The organism is Acinetobacter sp. MB5 (genome assembly GCF_003261585.1).
Lineage (GTDB): Bacteria > Pseudomonadota > Gammaproteobacteria > Pseudomonadales > Moraxellaceae > Acinetobacter.
The window spans coordinates 107716-128489 of record NZ_POVU01000006.1 but is presented as its reverse complement, the minus strand read 5'-3'; the positions used below and the strand labels follow the sequence as shown (position 1 = coordinate 128489).

23 protein-coding genes are annotated in these 20774 nt (G+C 40.9%); 11 read left to right on the top strand and 12 right to left on the bottom strand.

Features of this window, described 5'->3' with window-relative positions:
• Positions 1-92: 92 nt before the first annotated feature.
• Both C1A47_RS09610 and sdsA read right to left on the bottom strand, forming a co-directional pair.
• Positions 93-2132 (bottom strand): site-specific recombinase, encoded by a 2040-nt coding sequence (locus C1A47_RS09610; RefSeq protein ID WP_111894774.1) that lies wholly within the window; start codon positions 2130-2132, stop codon positions 93-95.
• A gap of 14 nt (positions 2133-2146) precedes the next feature.
• Positions 2147-3124, bottom strand: a complete 978-nt coding sequence (gene sdsA / locus C1A47_RS09605; protein ID WP_111894772.1) for an All-trans-nonaprenyl-diphosphate synthase — start codon at positions 3122-3124, stop codon at positions 2147-2149.
• Between the two features lie 323 nt (positions 3125-3447).
• Between sdsA and rplU the strand changes: the two genes are divergently transcribed.
• From rplU to C1A47_RS09570, 7 genes are all read left to right on the top strand, one after another.
• Positions 3448-3759, top strand: a complete 312-nt coding sequence (gene rplU / locus C1A47_RS09600) for a 50S ribosomal protein L21 (protein WP_045792690.1) — start codon at positions 3448-3450, stop codon at positions 3757-3759.
• An 18-nt stretch (positions 3760-3777) separates the two neighbouring features.
• Positions 3778-4035, top strand: a complete 258-nt coding sequence (gene rpmA / locus C1A47_RS09595; protein ID WP_004899948.1) for a 50S ribosomal protein L27 — start codon at positions 3778-3780, stop codon at positions 4033-4035.
• A 199-nt stretch (positions 4036-4234) separates the two neighbouring features.
• Complete coding sequence (gene lolA, locus C1A47_RS09590) at positions 4235-4924, top strand: outer membrane lipoprotein chaperone LolA (RefSeq protein ID WP_111894770.1); 690 nt, start codon at positions 4235-4237, stop codon at positions 4922-4924.
• 170 nt (positions 4925-5094) lie between these two features.
• Positions 5095-5814: an RsiV family protein gene (locus C1A47_RS09585; protein WP_227539763.1), complete on the top strand. Its 720-nt coding sequence runs from the start codon at positions 5095-5097 to the stop codon at positions 5812-5814.
• A 105-nt stretch (positions 5815-5919) separates the two neighbouring features.
• Positions 5920-7191, top strand: a complete 1272-nt coding sequence (gene serS / locus C1A47_RS09580) for a serine--tRNA ligase (RefSeq protein ID WP_111894766.1) — start codon at positions 5920-5922, stop codon at positions 7189-7191.
• A gap of 55 nt (positions 7192-7246) precedes the next feature.
• Positions 7247-8620 carry a siroheme synthase CysG gene (gene cysG / locus C1A47_RS09575; protein WP_111894764.1) on the top strand — a complete coding sequence of 458 codons (1374 nt, stop codon included), beginning with the start codon at positions 7247-7249 and terminating at the stop codon, positions 8618-8620.
• 35 nt (positions 8621-8655) lie between these two features.
• Positions 8656-9126: a tRNA (cytidine(34)-2'-O)-methyltransferase gene (locus C1A47_RS09570; protein WP_111894762.1), complete on the top strand. Its 471-nt coding sequence runs from the start codon at positions 8656-8658 to the stop codon at positions 9124-9126.
• Between the two features lie 16 nt (positions 9127-9142).
• On the opposite strand, the gene C1A47_RS09565 is transcribed toward C1A47_RS09570, so the two are convergent.
• A complete protein-coding gene (locus C1A47_RS09565; protein WP_111894760.1) occupies positions 9143-9523 on the bottom strand; it encodes a winged helix-turn-helix transcriptional regulator in 381 nt (126 codons plus the stop codon).
• 118 nt (positions 9524-9641) lie between these two features.
• Here C1A47_RS09565 and C1A47_RS09560 point away from each other — a divergent pair, with 118 nt between their 5' ends.
• Positions 9642-10196, top strand: a complete 555-nt coding sequence (locus C1A47_RS09560) for a flavodoxin family protein (RefSeq protein WP_413772956.1) — start codon at positions 9642-9644, stop codon at positions 10194-10196.
• A gap of 68 nt (positions 10197-10264) precedes the next feature.
• Here C1A47_RS09560 and C1A47_RS09555 read toward each other — a convergent pair whose 3' ends face one another.
• The 6 genes from C1A47_RS09555 to rpoD all read right to left on the bottom strand — a co-directional run bounded on the left by C1A47_RS09555 (position 10265) and on the right by rpoD (position 16734).
• A complete protein-coding gene (locus C1A47_RS09555; protein WP_111894756.1) occupies positions 10265-11671 on the bottom strand; it encodes an APC family permease in 1407 nt (468 codons plus the stop codon).
• A gap of 244 nt (positions 11672-11915) precedes the next feature.
• A complete protein-coding gene (locus tag C1A47_RS09550) occupies positions 11916-13100 on the bottom strand; it encodes an iron-containing alcohol dehydrogenase (protein ID WP_111894754.1) in 1185 nt (394 codons plus the stop codon).
• A 4-nt stretch (positions 13101-13104) separates the two neighbouring features.
• Complete coding sequence (locus tag C1A47_RS09545) at positions 13105-13608, bottom strand: hypothetical protein (RefSeq protein ID WP_111894897.1); 504 nt, start codon at positions 13606-13608, stop codon at positions 13105-13107.
• A 75-nt stretch (positions 13609-13683) separates the two neighbouring features.
• Entirely contained in the window at positions 13684-14352 is a 669-nt protein-coding gene (lipB, locus tag C1A47_RS09540) for a lipoyl(octanoyl) transferase LipB (RefSeq protein WP_111894752.1), read from the bottom strand.
• A gap of 58 nt (positions 14353-14410) precedes the next feature.
• The gene (locus tag C1A47_RS09535) at positions 14411-14701 is read right to left on the bottom strand and encodes a YbeD family protein (RefSeq protein ID WP_111894750.1); all 291 of its coding nucleotides are present in this window, start codon (positions 14699-14701) and stop codon (positions 14411-14413) included.
• A 95-nt stretch (positions 14702-14796) separates the two neighbouring features.
• Entirely contained in the window at positions 14797-16734 is a 1938-nt protein-coding gene (gene rpoD, locus C1A47_RS09530; protein WP_111894748.1) for an RNA polymerase sigma factor RpoD, read from the bottom strand.
• 291 nt (positions 16735-17025) lie between these two features.
• Between rpoD and C1A47_RS09525 the strand changes: the two genes are divergently transcribed.
• Positions 17026-17229, top strand: coding sequence for a PA3496 family putative envelope integrity protein (locus C1A47_RS09525; protein ID WP_111894746.1), 204 nt, complete (start codon positions 17026-17028; stop codon positions 17227-17229).
• Positions 17230-17298: 69 nt separating this feature from the next.
• The gene (locus C1A47_RS09520; protein ID WP_111894744.1) at positions 17299-17823 is read left to right on the top strand and encodes a YecA family protein; all 525 of its coding nucleotides are present in this window, start codon (positions 17299-17301) and stop codon (positions 17821-17823) included.
• A gap of 41 nt (positions 17824-17864) precedes the next feature.
• Here the strand turns inward: C1A47_RS09520 and tmpT are convergent, their stop codons facing one another.
• Both tmpT and C1A47_RS09510 read right to left on the bottom strand, forming a co-directional pair.
• The gene (gene tmpT / locus C1A47_RS09515) at positions 17865-18506 is read right to left on the bottom strand and encodes a thiopurine S-methyltransferase (RefSeq protein ID WP_111894742.1); all 642 of its coding nucleotides are present in this window, start codon (positions 18504-18506) and stop codon (positions 17865-17867) included.
• 180 nt (positions 18507-18686) lie between these two features.
• Positions 18687-19619 carry a rhodanese-related sulfurtransferase gene (locus tag C1A47_RS09510; protein ID WP_111894740.1) on the bottom strand — a complete coding sequence of 311 codons (933 nt, stop codon included), beginning with the start codon at positions 19617-19619 and terminating at the stop codon, positions 18687-18689.
• A gap of 98 nt (positions 19620-19717) precedes the next feature.
• Here C1A47_RS09510 and C1A47_RS09505 point away from each other — a divergent pair, with 98 nt between their 5' ends.
• Positions 19718-20200 carry a DUF1289 domain-containing protein gene (locus C1A47_RS09505; protein ID WP_111894738.1) on the top strand — a complete coding sequence of 161 codons (483 nt, stop codon included), beginning with the start codon at positions 19718-19720 and terminating at the stop codon, positions 20198-20200.
• Here C1A47_RS09505 and C1A47_RS09500 read toward each other — a convergent pair.
• Positions 20197-20748 (bottom strand): TetR/AcrR family transcriptional regulator, encoded by a 552-nt coding sequence (locus tag C1A47_RS09500; protein WP_111894736.1) that lies wholly within the window; start codon positions 20746-20748, stop codon positions 20197-20199. The two genes, C1A47_RS09505 and C1A47_RS09500, sit on opposite strands and share 4 nt — an antisense overlap.
• Positions 20749-20774 lie beyond the last annotated feature (26 nt).

Below are 20774 nucleotides of genomic sequence, written 5' to 3'. Positions count from 1 at the left end.
TTTAACATTAAGCAAACAAACATAACAAAAAAGAGTTCTATTCCCTGAAATGTAAAACCTGATTAAAGAATTGTTTCCACAATTTTTTACGGTTATTTTTGTGCATTATTTGTGGATTCGGGTAAGGTTTTTGGCGGCCAAATAAAATCAATTGGTCGAGTGAAAAAATGGGTAAGTACTAGTTTGGCAAGCGGCTTCCATTGTTCAAAGCGGACTTGTCGAGCACGAAGCGCCACAATAATCGTCAGTGTGAAACTGACAAACAAGTTGGTGAGTCCAATCAATAATACACCAAGACTTGAGATCAAAATCAGTCCTAAATCGGGTGTTTCATTAATCGACATTAAACCTTGGACTAAATTTGCAGAAGCAAAAGCAATATGGCGAATATCTAAGGGCAATCCTAAAATAAAGCCAATGGTTCCCATACTGCCCAACATGATGCCAAAAAGGAAGTTACCTGCCAGTGCCCCGAGATTACGTTCGATATAATCTGCGAATTTGATTTGCTGCTTTTCTCCAAGCCAGTGTCGTAAACCTTGATGTGCTTTAAGGCGTGGACCTATTTTTCGATAAATAGCCATGTTATCGAAGTAACCTGCAATTAAGCCTGATAAAAACAAGCAGACGCCAGCAATCGCTGCATGAGGAATCGCCAGTGATGTAAATGGATCAAGGCTATGCAATAAATCGGCAGCTTTGGCATGTTTCATTAATGGTTTATCAAGAACATGTTGCCAGAACCAGGTGATGAGCGCAGCAATCGGGATTGCGATTGAAATATTGCCCAAAATCGCGATGAACTGAGTTCGGATAATATTCACAATGAGCTCAGCCAGTTCAGCAAGTTGTGCTGTACGTGAACCTTTACGCTGTTGAACTGTTGCGGCAAGAGCTGCTGCGGTCATCGCGGGCTGTTTGGTTGCAACCGTAAAATGCAGGATATGAATAAAGACGAAACCAAATGCATAATTCAGGCTATAGCTGAGTGCATGTGTGAACGGAGCAAGGGTGAGACGTGACAATAGAATCTTTAATGTGGCCATAAAGGCGATGATACAGCCTGCACCTGCAGCTGCCCAATACATCTCAAAGAAGCCTTTTTTGTCACTACTCACATAATGTTCACCCGTTTTACTGGCATTTTCTGTCACCTGAAAAGCAAGAAGTTCGCTGTTTGCAGAGAGTAATGCCCCGACACTTTTTTCATTGTGATTGGCTGTAACCAAGTCATTAATTAGTTCATGAATCGCATCTGCCCGTTGTTCTGTTTGGCCGTGAAGTAGTTTAAGTAATAGCTCTAGACGTTCTAGACTCTGTTCCAAAACAGTCAATAGATAGGTCAGGTTTAGGCTGACACCAATACGCTTGGTGGATTTTCGAATATTGCTCACAATCACTAAGCATTGTTCGATCATCACAAATGCTTGTGCTGCATCGGGCGGGCTATACACTCCGATTTGATGAGAATGAGAAAATGATTGGTTGAATTTATCAATAAAACCAACAATTTCTCGGTTTTGAGCAATAAAAGGAGATTCGTATTCTGTGAGTTTTGGTTCTGCGTAAATGAGTTCTGGAAATAAACCAATGCCGCTAATGCGGTAACTAAGTACATTAATGGCCTTAATCAGGTCTTGTTTGAGCAGGTTTTTTTGTTGCTGGTTGTTTTGATTGCTGTCAAAAAGCTGAAATAACATTTGCCATTGGACTGGCTCAATTTGTTCTAACCAGAAACGATCTGTTGCCAGATAGAAAACTTTCTCAAGCAAATTCTGTAACTGAGTTTGATCACTGACAGGAGGCAAGATGCGAGAGACAAAGCGTTGACCAAGCTGATTCCAGAAGCCATCTAGTGATAAAATTCCACTATCGGCATAGAGTTTGGTTTGGCGATATTGCAGTAAAAGTCGTAGTAAATATTGTTGTAGGCTCACCACACTATGCGGAGTTTGTAGCAAGGCATGAAGTAAAGCACTAAATTTTAATTTGATTTCTTGCCCATTGTGAGGGTTTTCTGGGCGTAGATGTTGAACGAGATCAATCAGTATTTGTTCATGAACAGCAGTTTGAGGATGCTCAAGCTGCTGTTGAAGGGAAATCAGGATTTGGGTGACAGATTGTTGGGTCATCTCAACGCAGTCTATTATTGAATACGATCCAGCGCGAGCATGGCTAGATTATATAAAGCCTGACGAGCAACGCTCTCTGGTAAAATGGTTAAAGCATCAATCGCAAGTTGGGTTTCTTGTTGAGCACGCAAACGACAATAATCCAAAGCACCAGAATTTTGAACAATATGAATGACGTGTTCAAGATCAGATAAACCGCCAGTTGCAATGCTCTTACGAATAATCTCGTGGTCTGAACCTGAGGTTTTATTTAATGCTGAGATTAATGGCAAAGTCGGTTTACCTTCCATTAAATCATCACCGATATTTTTACCTAATGTTTCAGCATCAGAGGTATAGTCCAAAATATCATCAATAATTTGGAAAGCATTTCCAAAATGTCCTGCATAAGCTTGAAGTGCCTGACGGTATTCTGATTTACCCGCCAAAATCGCTGCGCCTTCGGTAGCCAATTGGAATAAACGCGAAGTTTTACCATGAATAATGCTGAGATAGGTTTCTTCAGTCGTGTCAGGTTGGTGTTGAGCTTGCAGCTGAAGGACTTCACCCTCGGCAATTTCGCATGTGCCTGTAGAAAAGTCTTTCAATAAGGTCATATTGTTGAGATCGACCAATAAGTCAAAAGAGCGTGCGATCAGGAAGTCACCAACTAATACCGCGGTTTGATTGTTCCATGTCGCATTGGCTGTTGGGCGACCACGACGCAAGTTGGATTCATCGACCACATCATCATGCACTAAAGTCGCCGTATGTAACATTTCAATGACTGCAGCGAGGCGTTGAGTGCGTGTTAAATCAGTTTCACCGCAGGCTTGGGCAGCAAGTAAACACATAATAGGACGCATGCGTTTACCACCAGCTTCCACAACATGTTTGCTTACGGACATGACCAAAGCGACTTTTGAGCTAATTCCTTCATTGATGAATGTATCCATTGCAGCAAAGTCAGCAGCAACAGGGGCGAGAATATCTTGCTTAAAATCGATGGCCATAAACATAAAACCTGAAATCTATTTAAAACGTTTTTATACTGCTTGTCACAAGCAAGTACGTTGTGACTGAAAGCATGATTTATACCATAAAATAGATGTTTTTCTTAGCTCTTGGTTTTTTATTTAAAAATAATAATTAAAAAAATATAAAAAACATGTATTTAGGTTATTTTAAGTTTTTCTTTATAAAAATAAATATGCCTACTTGTTGTTTGTATGTTTTTTACTTAAAATACTAGCCCTTTATATCCCCAGTGGCGTTCGTTTTAAGATCAATATATCCCTTTATTGACACGACGACACGGGCTAGGTTGGAGTACGTTATGTACGCAGTAATCCAAAGCGGTGGTAAACAGCACCGTGTGGTTGAGGGTGAAACCCTTAAAGTAGAATTGTTAAAAGCTGAAACTGGTTCAACTGTTACATTTGACGATGTACTTATGGTTGTAAACGGCGAAAGCATTCAAATCGGTGCTCCAGTTGTTGCTGGCGCTAAAGTAACTGCAGAAGTGGTTGGTCATGGTCGTCACGACAAAATCCGCATCGTAAAAATGCGTCGTCGTAAACACTACCGTAAACAACAAGGTCACCGTCAATGGTTTACCGAGTTGAAAATTACTGGTATTTCAGGCTAATCACGAGGAGTAAGAGACATGGCTCACAAGAAAGCCGGTGGTTCGACACGTAACGGTCGTGATTCAAACCCAAAAATGCTAGGTGTTAAAGCTTACGGTGGTCAAACTGTAACTGCTGGAAGCATCATCGTTCGTCAACGTGGTACAGAATTCCACGCTGGTGCAAATGTTGGTATGGGCCGCGACCATACTTTATTTGCTACTGCTGACGGCGTAGTAAAATTCGAAGTGAAAGGTCAGTTTGGCCGTCGCTACGTAAAAATTGAAGCTGTATAAGCTTTGATTGAAAAAAGCCTGCTTTTGCAGGCTTTTTTTATGTCTTAATTTTTCATATTTTATTCATAAGTAGATAAAATGCTCACAAACAGGCGCTATAACAAATACAAAATTGCTTATATTCTGTGTTCTTAGATCTTCTGAACTGGGTTAGTATGACACCCAATGCAACTGCATTTATAAAGAAAAAGGTGAATCAATGAATATGCTTCGTAAAACATTTTGTGCTGTGGCACTTGGTGCTGTCACTTTAGCTCCAGTAGTAAGTACAACGGTTTTCGCAGCACCAGCTTCAGAACAACAGGCAACTCAGAACTTGGTAAAACAGCTCAGTAGCTTGCATAGTATGACTGCCAATTTCGAACAAACGACCAAAAGCAGTGGTAAAAAAACGGTTCAGAAAAAAGGTTTGACTGCTCAGCATCTAAATCAGACCTTTCGTGGTGTTATGAAAGTTTCTCGTCCAGGTAAATTCTTCTGGGAAACAACGGTTCCATCGAAACAGACCATTGTGACAACAGGTAAAACCGTTTGGATTTATGATCCAGATTTACAGCAAGCTGTTCGTCAAAGCTTGAGCGATCAGGTTGCCAATACACCTGCATTGCTTTTATCTGGTAATACCAGTCAGATTATGAAATCTTACCGTGTAACCCAGCCTGATCATAATAAAACGTATTACACACTGACACCTAAAGCAAAAGACAGCGCATTTCAGAATTTAAGTATTAGCTTCGCGGGCAATGGCACACCAGCCTATATGGTATTGAATGATTCTTTAGGTCAAACAACAACCATCCGCTTCACGAATGCGGCGAAGAATGTCAGTATTCCAGCATCGACCTTTAACTTTACACCGCCTAAAGGAACCGACATTATTGATCAATAATGTTGTTTTTAAATTAGAAAAACCTGCCAAGTGCAGGTTTTTTTGTTTAGCAAGAATGCAACATAGTTGTCTGCTGAAATCACTTATAGTGACAGAACTGCTGAATTTGTGAGAATTGTATGTTGAATCATAAGCATAAGATACTAAGCTGCTGTGCAGGGCTAATATTTGTGAGCTTATTGAGTGCTTGCCATGAGTCTAGTCATAGCTCTGGGGCAAAGTCGGATGCTGCTAGTGTTCAGACTCAATCCAAAGAACAAGATATTCCTCTGATTCAAGCAAAAACTCAGCCGATTGTTTTACCTAAAGTTGAAGTGTGTGAAAAAGACGAATGTACCGCTTATCAATTGGCAACCATAAAAACCAATGTAGACTGGATTGATCAGTTCTTTTTGAAACGATTGCAAAAAGACTTGCCTATGGCATTTAACCCACCAGCTTCTGAACCAACGGTGAGTCAAGCTGCACATTTAACGCAAAGTTCGAATACTTATACTGTGCGTTATTTGGGGCAAAATGCCAATATTGCATCATTTGTGATTGAGTCTGAAACTTATAATCAAGGTGCAGCCCACGGCATGTATCACAAGGAATATGTGATTTTTGATTTAAAAACCAAAAAGCGAATTATGGTTGATGATCTGTTACAAACTCAGGTGCAGCAGAAACTTCTCAATGCTTTATACGAAGCCAATCAAAACTGGTTTGCCCAGCATCATCTTGCCAAAAATAAGTTAGAAATTACCGATAACTTCTATTTTGGTGTGCATGGAATTGTCTTTGTTTATCCATTGTATGAATTGGCACCTTATTCAGAAGGAATGACCGAGTTAACACTGCCATATTCACAGGCGAAAGGTTTGATTGATTCCGAATACTTACCAAAATGATCTGAGCGCATCACGTGCTGCTGCATGATTCATCACAGGTGACTGTATTTTTTAGAATGAACCGCTTACACTATACCCAGTCTATTTTATGCAATTTGATTGGTTATGATTGACCCGAAATTACTGAGAAATAATATTGAGGCGGTAAATGCAGCGCTTGCCAAACGTGGTGTTCAACTGAATGTTGAAGAATGGGCGGCTTTAGAATCTCGTCGTAAACAAATTCAGTCGAACACTGAAAACTTACAAGCAGAACGTAACGCAGGCGCTAAACAAGTCGGGCAAATCAAAAAAGCGGGTGGCGATGCCTCCGAAATCATGACCCGTATGCAGGCTATTTCTGATGAAATTAAAGCGGCTGAAGTTGAGCTTGCTGAATTGCAAAATGAAATCGAGCAAAAAGCCTTGTCGATTCCAAACTTGCCCGATGAATCTGTGCCAAATGGTAAAGATGAAAGCGATAATGTCGAAGTCTATAAGTGGGGTACACCTCGCGAATTTAATTTTGAAATTAAAGATCATACCGACCTAGGCGAGTGGATGGGTGGTTTAGAGTTTGAAACTGCAACCAAATTAACAGGTTCACGTTTCAGTGTACTCAAAGGGCCGCTTGCTCGTTTACAACGTGCTTTGACCCAGTTCATGCTCGACACACATACACTGAAAAATGGTTATACCGAAGCGTATGTACCTTATTTGGTGAATGCTGATACTTTACGTGGTACTGGTCAATTGCCTAAATTTGAAGAAGATTTATTCAAATTAAAAGGTGAGAAAGAATATTATCTGATCCCAACAGCAGAAGTGCCAATCACCAACTTTGTTCGTGATGAGATCATTGATGCAGATCGCTTACCGCTAAAATACACGGCACATACTCCATGTTTCCGTAGTGAAGCGGGTTCTTATGGACGTGATACACGCGGTCTAATTCGTCAGCATCAGTTCGACAAAGTTGAAATGGTGCAAATCGTGAAGCCTGAAACTTCGATGCAAGCCTTGGAAGAATTGACTTCACATGCCGAAGGTATCTTGCAAGCATTGGGCCTACCGTATCGCAAGATCGTTCTTTGTGGTGGTGACATGGGCTTTGGTGCAACCAAAACTTATGATCTGGAAGTTTGGGTGCCAAGCCAAAACACGTACCGTGAAATTTCAAGCTGCTCAAACATGGGTGACTTCCAAGCACGCCGTATGAAAGCACGTTATCGTGTCGATCAAAAGAAACTTGAATTGGTTCATACTTTAAATGGTTCAGGTTTGGCAGTAGGCCGTACCTTGTTGGCTGTGATGGAAAACTATCAACAAGCCGATGGTAAAATTACTGTTCCTGAAGTTTTACGCCCGTATATGGGTGGTGCGGAATATATTGATTAATTTCGTGCACGATTCTTGCTTGAAAACGATCAGATTAAAGGACTAGAGGTTTGCTGTGGAAATTTTCCCAATTTCACTTAAGTTGCAGCAGCAACGCTGTTTGATCGTGGGCGGTGGGCGAATTGCCTACCGTAAAGCGGTTTTGTTACACAAGGCAGGGGCAATCATTGATGTGGTTGCACCTGAGATCGATGCCAATTTGCTTGAGATTGTTGAGCAATCTTCAGGACAGTTTTTGCAGCATGCATTTACTGAAAATGACCTTTTGCATCCTTATCGCTTGGTGATCGCAGCCACCAATGTTCCAGATGTCAATCACCGTGTATTTACTTTAGGTGAACAGCACAATTTGCTGGTCAATAGTGTGGATGATATTCCGCATTGTCGTTTCATGATGCCCGCAATTATTGACCGTTCGCCTTTGGTGGTTTCTGTCGCTTCAAATGGTGCATCTCCTGTACTCTCTCGTCAGCTACGTACACAAATTGAAGCATTGTTGCCACATGCTTTAGGTAAGCTTGCCCAATTCTCAGGGCATTGGCGTAAACAGGTCAAAGAAAAAATTCCGAACCCTGACCAGCGCCGCGTGTTTTGGGAAGATTTGTATGCAAGCCCACTCAAAGAGCAAGTCTTTAATGATAATTTAGATGTTGCAGATCACATGCTGCAACAGGCATTGGCTGAGTGGACTGCACCCAAAGGTGAAGTGTATTTGGTTGGTGCAGGGCCTGGTGATCCAGAGCTGCTAACCCTTAAAGCATTACGTCTTATGCAGCAAGCGGATGTGGTGATTTACGATCGTCTGGTGTCTAAACCGATCTTAGAACTGTGTCGCCGCGATGCTGAAAAAGTCTATGTGGGTAAAGCGCGCTCTAACCATAGTGTGCCGCAGGATGGAATTAATGCACTCTTGGTGCAATATGCTCAGCAAGGTAAACGTGTCTGTCGCTTAAAAGGTGGAGATCCCTTTATTTTTGGGCGAGGTGGCGAAGAAATTCAGGAACTATTTGCAGCAGGTGTGCCATTCCAAGTGGTACCAGGAATTACAGCCGCTTCTGGTTGTTCTGCGTATGCAGGGATTCCGCTTACACATCGTGACTATGCGCAAAGTGTACGTTTTCTGACAGGTCATTTAAAGGAAGGTTCACCAGAACTACCTTGGAATGAACTGGTTTATGAAAACCAAACGTTAGTGCTTTATATGGGTTTGGTGGGTTTAGAGAAAATTAGCCAAGAGTTAATTGCACATGGGCAACGTCCAGATATGCCTGTGGCGCTGATTTCCAAAGGTACAACGCCAGAGCAAAAAGTATTGGTCGGAACACTGGCTGATATTGCCAGTAAAGTTGCCGAATATGAAATTCATGCACCAACCCTGACGATTATTGGGGAAGTGGTGCGTTTACGTGAACAGTTACAGTGGCAATAATGGCTGTAACGCTCTAGATAAAGTCGAGAAATGTTGTGATTCATGTGGTTTTGTACGAGCCTGAAATTCCAAGTAATACAGGAAATATTATTCGTTTATGTGCCAATACAGGTGCGCAGTTACATCTGGTCAAACCATTAGGTTTTGAGCTCGATGATAAAAAATTAAAGCGCGCTGGTTTGGACTATCACGAATATGCTCGTATGAAAATTTGGGATAATTTTGAGCAATGCCTTGAGAACTTGCACAGTCAGGGCATAGAGCATATTTTCCCACTGACCACTAAGGGTTCAGCAACACCACATACAGTCGATTTGAATCGTCCTGTAGCTTTGTTGATGGGGCCTGAAACACGTGGTTTGCCTGAGCATGTCCGTTTGATGTTTCCACAAGAACAGTGGATTCGTTTACCTATGGCAGAAAATTCTCGCAGCTTGAATTTGTCTAACGCGACAGCAGTCATTGTATACGAAGCTTGGCGCCAACAAGGCTTTAAACCGCTCTAATAGATTGATTTCTCAATCAGGCTTCGGCTTGATTGAGTACATCGTAACGTTGTTGGGCTTGTAGTACATGCTCAATATTTGACTCAGCCCATTCCTTCATCTGATACGCTGTCCTTGCGAAATCTAAACCAAATTCAGTGAGCGAATACTCAACTCGTAAAGTCGATGTTTCGATTACTTTACGCTGAATAAATCCATCTCGTTCTAGCTTTTTGAGTTTTTGTGACAAGACTTTGGGGGAAATGCCCTCAATATTTTTCTTTAATAAATTGAAATGCTTAGGTCCTTTCTCTAAGCCATTCATAATGAGTAATACCCATTTATCTGCCAAAGTTTCAAAAAATAACCGAGCAGGGCAATTTTGCTGATATACATTATAACAGAGCGCTTGATTCATACGCTTTAACCTCTCGTATGTTTTAGAAGTATCTAGTTACTACTAGGTAACTAATTGACACCTAGTTTCTAAAATATATTATATAACGATTCTTTGATAAAAACATAGGTTCATACTCATGGCAAAAGTGGCAGTGGTTTATTTTTCTGGTTATGGTCATACGAAAGTGGTTGCAGAAACTTTCGCAAATGAAATTGCAGCACAATTGATCGCAATCGATGCAAATGGAGATATTCAGGAAGCAGATTGGGAAACACTAAATCAGGCAGATGCGATTGTATTTGGTGCACCAACGTATATGGGAACAGCACCTTGGCAGTTTAAGAAATTTGCTGATGCGACTTCAAAAGCATGGTTCACTCAAGCTTGGAAAGATAAAGTATTTGCAGGTTTTACCAATAGCGCAAGTCTTGGTGGGGATAAGCAAGTTACACTCATTCAATTACAAACTTTGGCATCACAGCATGGTGGCCTTTGGGTAAGTTTAGGCTTGCTACCTTCCAATACTAAAGCTGCAACGCGTCAAGATATCAATAACCTAGGTGGTTCAGTTGGTCTTTTAGTACAGTCTCCAGCAGATGCAAGCGTTGATGAAATTCCATCGGGGGATTTAGACACTGCAAAAGCATATGCAAAACGTGTTTTAGCGATTACTGAAAAGTTAGTGGGCTAATTCAAAGCTCAGGCTTAAAAATGAAAGCAATAAAAAACCAGCCTAGTGCTGGTTTTTTATTGAATGGTTTAGTCGTGTTTATACTGCGGTGGTGGAATTTTAAAGCCTTTGGTTTTATAGCCAAGGAATAAGATACCAATCACAGCCCAAACAAGACCCCATTGCAATGCAGTGTGATTGATCTGAATCCACAAAGCACCAATCGAGATAAAACCAAGCATTGGAATGACCAAGTAGCGGAAAATATCAGCTGGTGTTTTGGTGCGGCCTTCACGTAATACATACTGTGAAACCACGCAGAGGTTTACAAAACTAAATGCAGTGAGTGCACCAAAGCTAATCAAGTTGATGACATGGTCAAGATCTGTAAAACCCGCAGAAAGTGCAATCACACCCACTAGAATAATGTTGAATGTAGGAGCATGGCTTTTTGAACTCAGGTGGCCAAAATATTTTTTGTTAAAAATACCATCACGACCCATAACATACATTAAGCGTGAAACACCTGCATGTGCAGAAATCCCTGATGCCATGACGGTCACAATTGCAAATGACAGAATTACAGATTTGAACATTTCACCACCGACAATCCGTAAGATGTCAGGCTGGGTTGCATTGACGTCTGAGAAGTACTGTGCTGGATTGCCAGGGAAATATAACTGCATAAAGTAAGTCGCGACTATAAACACAACTCCTGCAATGAGTGCAGTTAGGAAAATCGCTTTAGGCAATACTTTATCTGTTTCATGGGTTTCTTCAGCCAAAGAGCTTAAAGCATCAAAGCCAGTGAATGAGAAGCATAAAATGGTAGCACCAGAAATTAATGCACCCAGTTTTGCGTTATCGCTCCAAAAAGGCGATGTTGAAGCCAAGGTACCATTATTTGCTGTTGATAAGCCCATTGCAGTTTGTGCGGTATGACCGAGGGATAAGTCTTTGACAATCAAAAATACAAAGATCCCAATAACCAACATTTGGAAGAAGACAATCAAACCATTAAAGTTGGCGACAAACTTAATACCACGCAAGTTGACCCATGTCATAAATGCAGTCAGTCCAATGACCCAAACCCAGTGATTGACACTTGGGAACATGTCGGTCAAATAAATGACTGCCAATAAAATATTGACCATTGGACTGAGAATATAGTCGAGCAGGGATGACCAACCCACCATAAAACCTGCATTCGGATGCACCGCACGCTGTACATAAGTATATGCTGATCCAGAAGATGGATAGCGTTTAATCATATAACCATAGCTAAGTGCTGTGAATAGCACTGCTAACAAGGCAACAAAATAAGAAGTGGGTACATGTTGAGCACTTGCTTCAGATACCATTCCGAAAGTATCGAATAAGGTCATTGGCTGGATATAGGCAAGACCTATAACAATGACATGGCCCAATAAAAGAGATTTTTGCAGTTTCGCTGCCGATGGAGTCCCAGAAGAATTTGTCAACGGCGTTATCCTCATTATCGTTGATCAAGGATCAGCTATCATTTTTAGGATCGTTTAGGACGAACGATCCCCCCATTTTTTAATAAAGAGCGCAACTTTATCGTAAAGTGATGTATGTTGTCAGCAATTAATTCAGTATTACTTTAGCAATTTCTCTGCCAATTTTACGATTTTTGATTTTGACTGATTGGTTAAATTAAAAAAAACGTCCAAAGCAAAAATAACAGTGGACGTTTTTTCTAGCAAACAGTTTTTTGAATTACCAAGCCTTTTGTAAAATCTCACGTAATTGCGTCAAGGAAGCTTCTTTAGGGTTATAAATAATAGAGCCATCATTGAGTGCTTTTTCAGCAACTTCATCAAGCTGAGCTTCGCTGACTTTGCTTGTTTCACGTAATGTACGCGGTAATTTGGTTAATTCGAAGAGATGGTCACGGATACTGAAAAGCGTTTCAATGGTTTTATCAGTGCGCTGATCAGCAGGCGTTTGTGAGTAAATATCAGGGCCTGCTAGTGGTAGCAGCAATTCAGCAATTTTGTCACCATTGACCGATTTATTGTATTCAAGCACATAAGGCAAGAACAGGTTCATACATAAACCATGGGGTAAGTGGGCCACTGCCCCAAGCGCGTGTCCAAGAGAATGTACTAATCCAACCATCGAGTTAGAGAATGCAATGCCTGCCATAGTCGATGCTTGTGCGAGTTCTAAGCGGGCTTCGGCATCTTTTGGATTTTCTAGGACTTTAAACAGGTTTTGGCTAATTTTTTTGATAGCGCCTGTTGCATAGGCATCACTCAGAGGATTAGCCGCCATACACGTATAGGCTTCTATCGCATGGGTCATGGCATCCATTGCGGTCATTGCTGTTAAATGTGCAGGCAAGGTCTGCGTCATGCGAGGATCAAGAATCGCGGCATGAGGCATTAAGTAATATGAGGCAAACGCCATTTTGACATTTTTAACAGGATCGGAAACCACAGCTACCATAGTTACTTCAGAACCCGTACCTGATGTTGTTGGTATCACAAAAAATGGTTTAAGCGGTTTTGGTAAGTTATGTGCACCTGAATATTTGAGTAAGTCATCACCACCTTCAGTCACCAAAATATTTGTCGCTTTGGCAGTATCAATTACAGAACCACCACCCACAGCAATCAGAGCATCACATTGATGTTCACGATAATAGGCTGCGGCTTTTTTTACCGTTTCCAGGCTAGAGTCAGGGGGGACTTCATCAAAAACAAAACCGATTTCAGCATCGGTTGAGCTAAATGCAGTTTCAATTGGCTCAAGTAAACCATTGGTACGAACGCCTTTATCGGTAATAATCAGTGGGCGCTTTGCACCTAAAGTCGCGAGTTCAAAAGGAATATGCTCTAAAGCAGCGTGACCTGCAATGACTTTGACTGGACAGAAAAATTCATAATATGCTTTTGTCATGTGCTTATGCGCTCCGTTTTAGAAAGGATTGTGCAAGTTTTAAATAGATCAGGCTGGCATTCGATATTTTTTCTTTGAAGCCGAGTTGTTCTGGGTATTCTTTGACTGCTAAAGATGCAATGAGCTTTGGTAAAATCAGCGATTCCATTTTATTGAGACATCGAACTAAACGGATGGCATAGGACAAGTCACCATCGGCAATCATGCGGTCATTGGCAAAAGCCCGTGCAGTGCTTTCCTGAAATGAAAACACTAAAAAAGCATGTTCAAGATGTTTGAAAATAATACAAAGATCGGGGTTGCCTTCTAGTTCATCCACCAATTCGAGTTGTTTTTGCTGATTGACTCTGGCAATAAAAGCAGGGCCATGTGGAAAAACTTTCATGGAAAGCGTGAAATTTTCAGGAAATTTAGCAATCTCTTGTTGAATTTCAGGATCGACGTGGCTTGCAACCACCAAGCCTTTGCCAATCACGCTCATCATGAGCTTGACATATGCTTGCTGCATTGCGGGTTTTAATGGCTTGGTGAACACGTTCAGTTTCCTTTTTGTATTTATATAAGAACGAGGTCAGGAAGAAACTTATTCTTCGAGAATAACCTCAATTTCTTTAAAGTACTGAGTTTGTGTTAAATATTCAATCACGTCTTCACAGAGTTGTGTAAATTTTGGATGATTTTCGACAAGATCTTGGATACGCACCATTTCTAAACCAGGATAACCACAAGGGTTGATGGTCTGGAAACCGTGAAGATTACAATCCAGATTCAATGATAGGCCATGATAGCTACGACCTCGACGAATTTTAAAACCTAAAGAACCAATTTTACGACCATCGACATAAACTCCAGGTGCATCAGGTTTAGCATAGGCTTCAATGTCATAAATTTTAAGCAGATCAATCATGAGTTGTTCAGCAAAGCTGACCAAGGTGCGAACATGCCATTTTAGGCGATTGAGATCAAATAGAAAGTAAGCAATCATTTGTCCAGGGCCATGCCATGTGACTTGACCACCACGATCAGACTGTACGACAGGAATATTACTACTGATTAAAATATGTTCAGGTTTTCCAGATTGTCCTTGTGTGAGGACATCATTGTGTTGCAGTAACCACAGTTCATCATCGCTTGTTGTTTCTCGATTTTCGGTAAAGGTTTTCATTTCATTAAACTTGGTTTGATAATCTTGCAAGCTCTTGAAAATACGAATAATGAGTTTTGGCGATTGTTGAAGGGTGGTAGCATCCATGTGTTGAGAAACCTTAAGTAAGAAAACAAAAACCAGATGCTTGGCATCTGGTTTAGGATTAAAGCGCAGTTCGGATGTGAGGGCAAGCTGCTAAGTCTGCATAAAGCGCATGAACTTGCTCAAGTTCCTCAAAACGTAGTTGAGCAGTAATGGAATGATATTTCCCAGTACGTGATGGCTGAACGGCCAGAGTTGCTTCATCAAACTCAGGGAAATGTTTAACTAAAATTTCCACCACTGCAACACGAAGTTCTACACCTGCATTGCCAATGAGTTTAATTGGATAGTCCATTGGGAATACCCAAAGATCTTCGCGAAGTTCACGAGAAGGTGTGCGGTCTTCTAACATATGTGCCTCAGGAGTTGAAACGCCTGCAAGCGCAGGCGTTTTTTTATGCTTAATGAATAAAATGGGGCAATTTACTGAAAAATCAAGCAGCCCGATTAGTCATTTTCCAAGAATGAACGCAAGTGTTCAGAGCGTGAAGGATGACGAAGTTTACGTAATGCTTTTGCTTCAATCTGACGGATACGTTCACGTGTAACGTCAAACTGTTTACCCACTTCTTCAAGGGTATGATCAGTTGGCATATCAATACCAAAACGCATTTTCAAAACTTTGGCTTCACGTTCAGTTAAGTTTTCAAGGACTTCACGTGTTGCTTCTTTTAAGCCTTCTGAAGTCGCAGCATCTACTGGAGAAGTGATGTTTTGATCTTCAATGAAATCGCCAAGATGCGAATCTTCATCATCACCAATTGGCGTTTCCATAGAAATCGGTTCTTTGGCAATTTTCAGCACTTTACGAACTTTCACTTCGTCCATTTCTAGACGTTCACCGAGTTCTTCAGGTGTTGGCTCACGTCCCATTTCTTGGAGTAACTGGCGAGATACACGGTTGATCTTGTTGATGGTCTCAATCATATGCACAGGAATACGAATAGTACGCGCCTGATCGGCAATCGAACGGGTAATCGCCTGACGAATCCACCATGTTGCATAAGTTGAGAACTTGTAACCACGGCGGTATTCAAATTTATCAACCGCTTTCATCAAGCCGATGTTACCTTCTTGAATCAAGTCGAGGAATTGCAAACCACGGTTGGTATATTTTTTCGCAATTGAGATTACCAAACGTAAGTTGGCTTCAACCATTTCCTTTTTCGCACGGCGAGCTTTTGCTTCACCAATGGCCATACGCTTAGAAATATCTTTAATTTCTTGAACGTTTAAACCCAACTCAGTTTCGATATCTGCAATTTTTTGCTGGAAAGCCAAAATGTCTGGACGTACTTTCTCAAGGTGAGGTTTCACGTCTGGAGAAGCTTTAGCAAGTTGTGCATCGAGCCAAGTAGGGTTTGATTCTTGTTTCGGGAATGTGGTACGGAATTGCGTACGATCCATACGACCACGACGTACAGCATAACGCATGATTTCACGTTCAGCAGTACGAATACGGTCGTGTGTCCCACGAATCATTTCAGAAATGAGATCGAACAAGCGAGGGGTAAATTTGAACATCATGAACACTGTTGCAAGTGTCGATAATGCTTCATTCGCTTCTTTCGAGTTGCGACCATGTTGCTGAATTGCAACTTTAGTTTTGTTCCAAGCTTGTTCTAACTCGGCAAAACGAACTTTTGCAACTTCAGGATCTGGACCTGAATCGCCTTCAGAGTCATCATCACCTTCAGACTCTTCTTCTTCGTCATCATCGTCTAGTTTGACATCTTTGGTTGGTTTCGATGAATCTTCTTCTTCATCGTCCAACTCAGATTCTTCTTCTTCGAGGACTTCTGGAATGTCATCGTCGGTTTCAGGGTCAAGATAGCCTGATAAAATATCGGCTAAACGGCGTTCACCAGTATTAAAGTCTTCATATTCTTGGAGAACAACTTCAACTGCATTTGGCCAGTAAGCAATCGCATTTAAAACATCACGAATCCCTTCTTCGATTCGTTTTGCAATGCTAATTTCACCTTCGCGGGTAAGGAGTTCAACAGTTCCCATTTCACGCATGTACATACGAACTGGGTCAGTGGTACGACCTGGTTCATTTTCAACTGACGCCAGTACCGCAGCGGCTTCTTCCTCAGCAACTTCATCGGCAGCTTCGGTTGATTCGCCAAACATGGTATCGTCAGATTCAGGCGCACGTTCATGAACAGGAATGCCCACGTCTTGAAGCATTTGAATAATGTCTTCAATCTGTTCGCTTTCTGTGATTGAGTCCGGGAGATGATCGTTAACCTCAGCGTAAGTTAAGTAACCTTGCTCTTTGCCTCGGCTAATCAGAGCCGCTACTTGAGAAGTAGGGGAATGCATATCGCTCATCTTTTGCTTACTCTTTGTTGAATCTGGTGGCAGTGAAAAACCGTGCATGATAGCACAATTTGCTCAAAAATTTCAGAAATCATGGAACATGCTCTCAATTCCTGAAATCTTTTTTAGTTAAAGTAGAATGAATATTGTGTCTTTTTTAATTTTTTCAAGTCCATGCTATTTTGCGATGAAAAAGTCCTGATTATTAATAAATACACAAAAAAAACGCAGAAAAAAAGTCGATTTTAGTGAGAATGTTAAAAATATAAATGCATAAAAAGCTTGACAAAAAACTGTAGTCGAGATAAATAGCGCGTAAAACATTTATATTTTTATGTTGAGGTAGTTTGAGTGTCTTCTACAGATTTTGAACTAGATGATAACTACGATGATGACGTAAGCTTTGATGAGGCATCGAATAAAATCAGTGCCAAAGAGTCATTAGAAAAACGTCGTTTAATTGATGACTTGCTTGCGCAACGCCGTTTGGAGCGCGAGTTAAAAGACTTTGATTACGACTTTGACGATGATGATTCAGACGATGATGATGCGTAAAAGCATTTAGGATATCATCGCGATCAATGCTATGCTCGCATATCAGTAGTAACCAATAATGGAATCAGAATGAGTTCTTTAAATTTAGATCAGTTAAGTGATTATTTAGATGGTGACCAAAACGAATATGGTCTAGATTTTGCGGCAACTCATGGATTTTTATGTGCCATTGCTGTTGGGCCAAAATTTGATACTTGGCTAGATGCATTGTTTGATGGAAGTCCAAATAAAGTTCCGAGTGAAATTATTGCACAAGTCAAATTGTGGCTTGAGCAATTGCGCCAAAACCTTGCAAATGAAGAAGGAATTGAGTTTCCTTTTGAAATTGAAGAAGCGGATGTGGATTCAAGTCTTGGTGACTGGAGCGTTGGTTTTGTGGATGCTATGTTTTTAAATGAAGAAGCATGGTTTACCCCAGAATTCGAAGAACAGTTGGTTGATCTGACTTTGCCAGTGATGGTGTTTAGCGGCATTGATGAAGAAGATCCACAAATGGAGTCTTTCCGTCGTAATGGTCAGTTGATGGATGAACTCGCAGAAGAAATTCCAGAAAACTTGAATGAACTTTATTTGATGTATCACACACCAAACTAAGTTCACTTCAGTGATAAAAAAGCACCTCAATGGGTGCTTTTTTATTTTGTGTGAGGAGATAAAGACCAAACAGTATCTTGTACTTCAATGTTGTTGAAGTGTTGTGCAGAAGATGATGAAAATAAAATTTTTAGGCAGTAATCCTTTGCATATAAGCGTTCAACTTCTGCACGATTCACACAAAAGGGTGGGCCTTCAAAGAGCGTCTGGTCGTATTCATAGCTAATTAAAAACTGGGGTGCTGTGTGGGTAATTTTAATCAGATGTTGTGCATACTGACTGCGCATGTTCTCAGGTAAAGCCACCAGTGCAGCCCGATCATAAATAGCATTTACTGACCCAAGTTGAGCTTCGCTGAGTTGAAAAAAATCACCTGAAAAAATTTCAATTTGGGGATGATAATAATGGGTAAGGGTTCCTGAAGTTGAGATCTCAAATTGAAGCCCAAGCTGTTCAATTAATGCATCCACTGCAATTTGGCTCAATTCTATTGCGACGACCCGACAACCTTGTGCAAGTAACCAACTAATGTCCAAAGTTTTTCCACTTAAAGGAACAAAAATACGGGCATGAGGTTTTACGTTTAATGCTGAAAAATATTCAATTAGAAAGGGATTAGGCTTTATTTGATGAAAGCCAATTTGATTGTTTTCCCAGCGTTTATGCCAAAACTCTTCTTGCATGAGAATTCCATTTGTAGATGATTTAAACGATGAATTGGGGATTGTCAGATTCTTATAGTAAATCTCCCAAAAAAATAAAGCGATGAAATTTCCATCGCTTTATTGAATTTAGAACTTTTGAGTACTTTGCGTATTGAGATTTTTCATTCACATAATGCGCGATGAAAAATCTTCAATCAATTACAAACGCTTGCGTTTTGCCGCAGCAATTTGAGATTGGCGCATACGGAAACCAGATTTTTGTTTTTCGCTGGTTTTGTCAATGCAGTACACACAAGAAACACCATGTTCATAGCTTGGTAGTACTGATTCAGCAGGCGTCAGTGGCCAGCCACAAGCGTGACACTTGATGTTTTGACCTTCTTCAACACCGTGAGTCACGGCTGTACGGCCATCAAACACGAAACATTCACCTTCCCACATGCTTTCTTCAGCAGGGGTTTCTTCGAGGTATTTTAAGATACCGCCTTTGAGGTGATAAACTTCGTCAAAGCCTTCTTGAAGCAACAATGATGTTGATTTTTCACAGCGAATACCGCCTGTACAGAACATGGCAATTTTCTTGTCTTTGTGTTGTTCAAGTTCTTTTTTTACGTATTCAGGGAATTCGCGGAAAGTTTCAGTTTTTGGATCAATCGCGCCTTTGAACGTTCCTGCTTTGTATTCGTAATCGTTACGTGTATCGATTAGGATCACGTCATCACGTGCGATCAGCTCATTCCATTCTTTTGGGTCTAAATAATGACCCACTAAATCACGTGGCTTAACTTCAACACCCAAAGTGACAATTTCATTTTTGAGTTTGATTTTCATTTTACGGAATGGTTTGTCAGAGCTGAGAGACTCTTTGTATTCCATTGCAGAAAAACCTTCATTCAATAGGAATTGATGAATTTTATCAATGGCTTGTCGGTCACCAGCAACCGTACCGTTGATGCCTTCACCCGCAACAATCAGAGTTCCGCATAGATTGATTGTTTTCACTAAATCAAGCAGACGTTGCTGTAAATCAGCAGCATCTTGAACTTCTTTAAATTGATATAGTGCGGCAACAACCCAATCTGTGGTCGCTTGCTGTTCTACAGGTGCAAGCTGTTCTACAGTAGCGTTCATGCGAGACTCCAAATGTATTAAGATATAAAATTAAGGCGCGTATTTTAGCGTGATTTTAGAAATTAAGCGAGAATAGCTCTTGCTAAGGAGAGATTGGTTTGAGTAAAGATCGTCGCATTGCGACACTCACCCCATGTGCAGGGCGTTGCTCGACTGTATTTGGTGATCATGTCTGTCGAGGTTGCCGACGTTTTAATCATGAAGTGATTCAATGGAATACTTACACTGCGGAACAACAACATGCGGTTTGGAAGCGTTTGGATGCACAATTAGACCAAATTTTAGTGCCGATGTTACCCCATGCAAATTTAAGGCATGTGGAGGGCTTTATTGTATCAAAACGTACAAAGCTGCTACCTGATGCGTCGGTCGGTCGTAAGTTGTATCAAGCACTCAAAATTTGTGAGAAACACCGCCAGTTTGCTGAAGACAGTGGTCTAGGTATTCAACAGGCTCAAGTCAAACCTTTGTGGGATGAATTTGAGCGTCGTGTACTCGCACTGGCTAAAGCAAGCTATGAATTTGCGTGGTTACGTGCCGATGGTATTCATCATAGCCTGTTGCAGTTGGCAGATGATTAAGCCTGTAAACTTTTGATCAGGTTCAACATTAGTTGCTTATTTTGCTCGGCAATTTCTGCTTGAAAGCCATCGATTAAAAATCGGCTAATCAATCCTTCTAAAAAGTTGTAACATAATTCGGTGACTGCTTTAGGCTGTTTAAAGTTGTGTGTGTATTGTGCAATAAATCCATATAACCAGCGTTTATGCTGTTGAGAAAGATCAAGAATTTCATGGTCTTGCTGTGAAGACTCTCCCGCTGCACGGACAAATAAACAGCCTTTGAAATGATCTTGCTGAAACCACAGCACATGCCAATCAAATATTCGCTCAAGCGCAGCCAAGTCCTGAGTATCTCCAACAAAATCGGACAGACTTTGTCTGAACTGCGCATCGCGTTTTTGTAAAACAGCAGCCACCAATTGCTGTTTATTCTTAAAATAGGTGTAGAGCGTGGTTTTAGAACAGCCTGATTCATCCCGAATTAAATCGACACCGACCGCATTAAAACTATGCTGATTAAATAACTGTTCTGCGGTGCTTAGAATTTTGGCTGCGGATTTAGACATACTTTTTTCTCTTGAAAATAGTACAG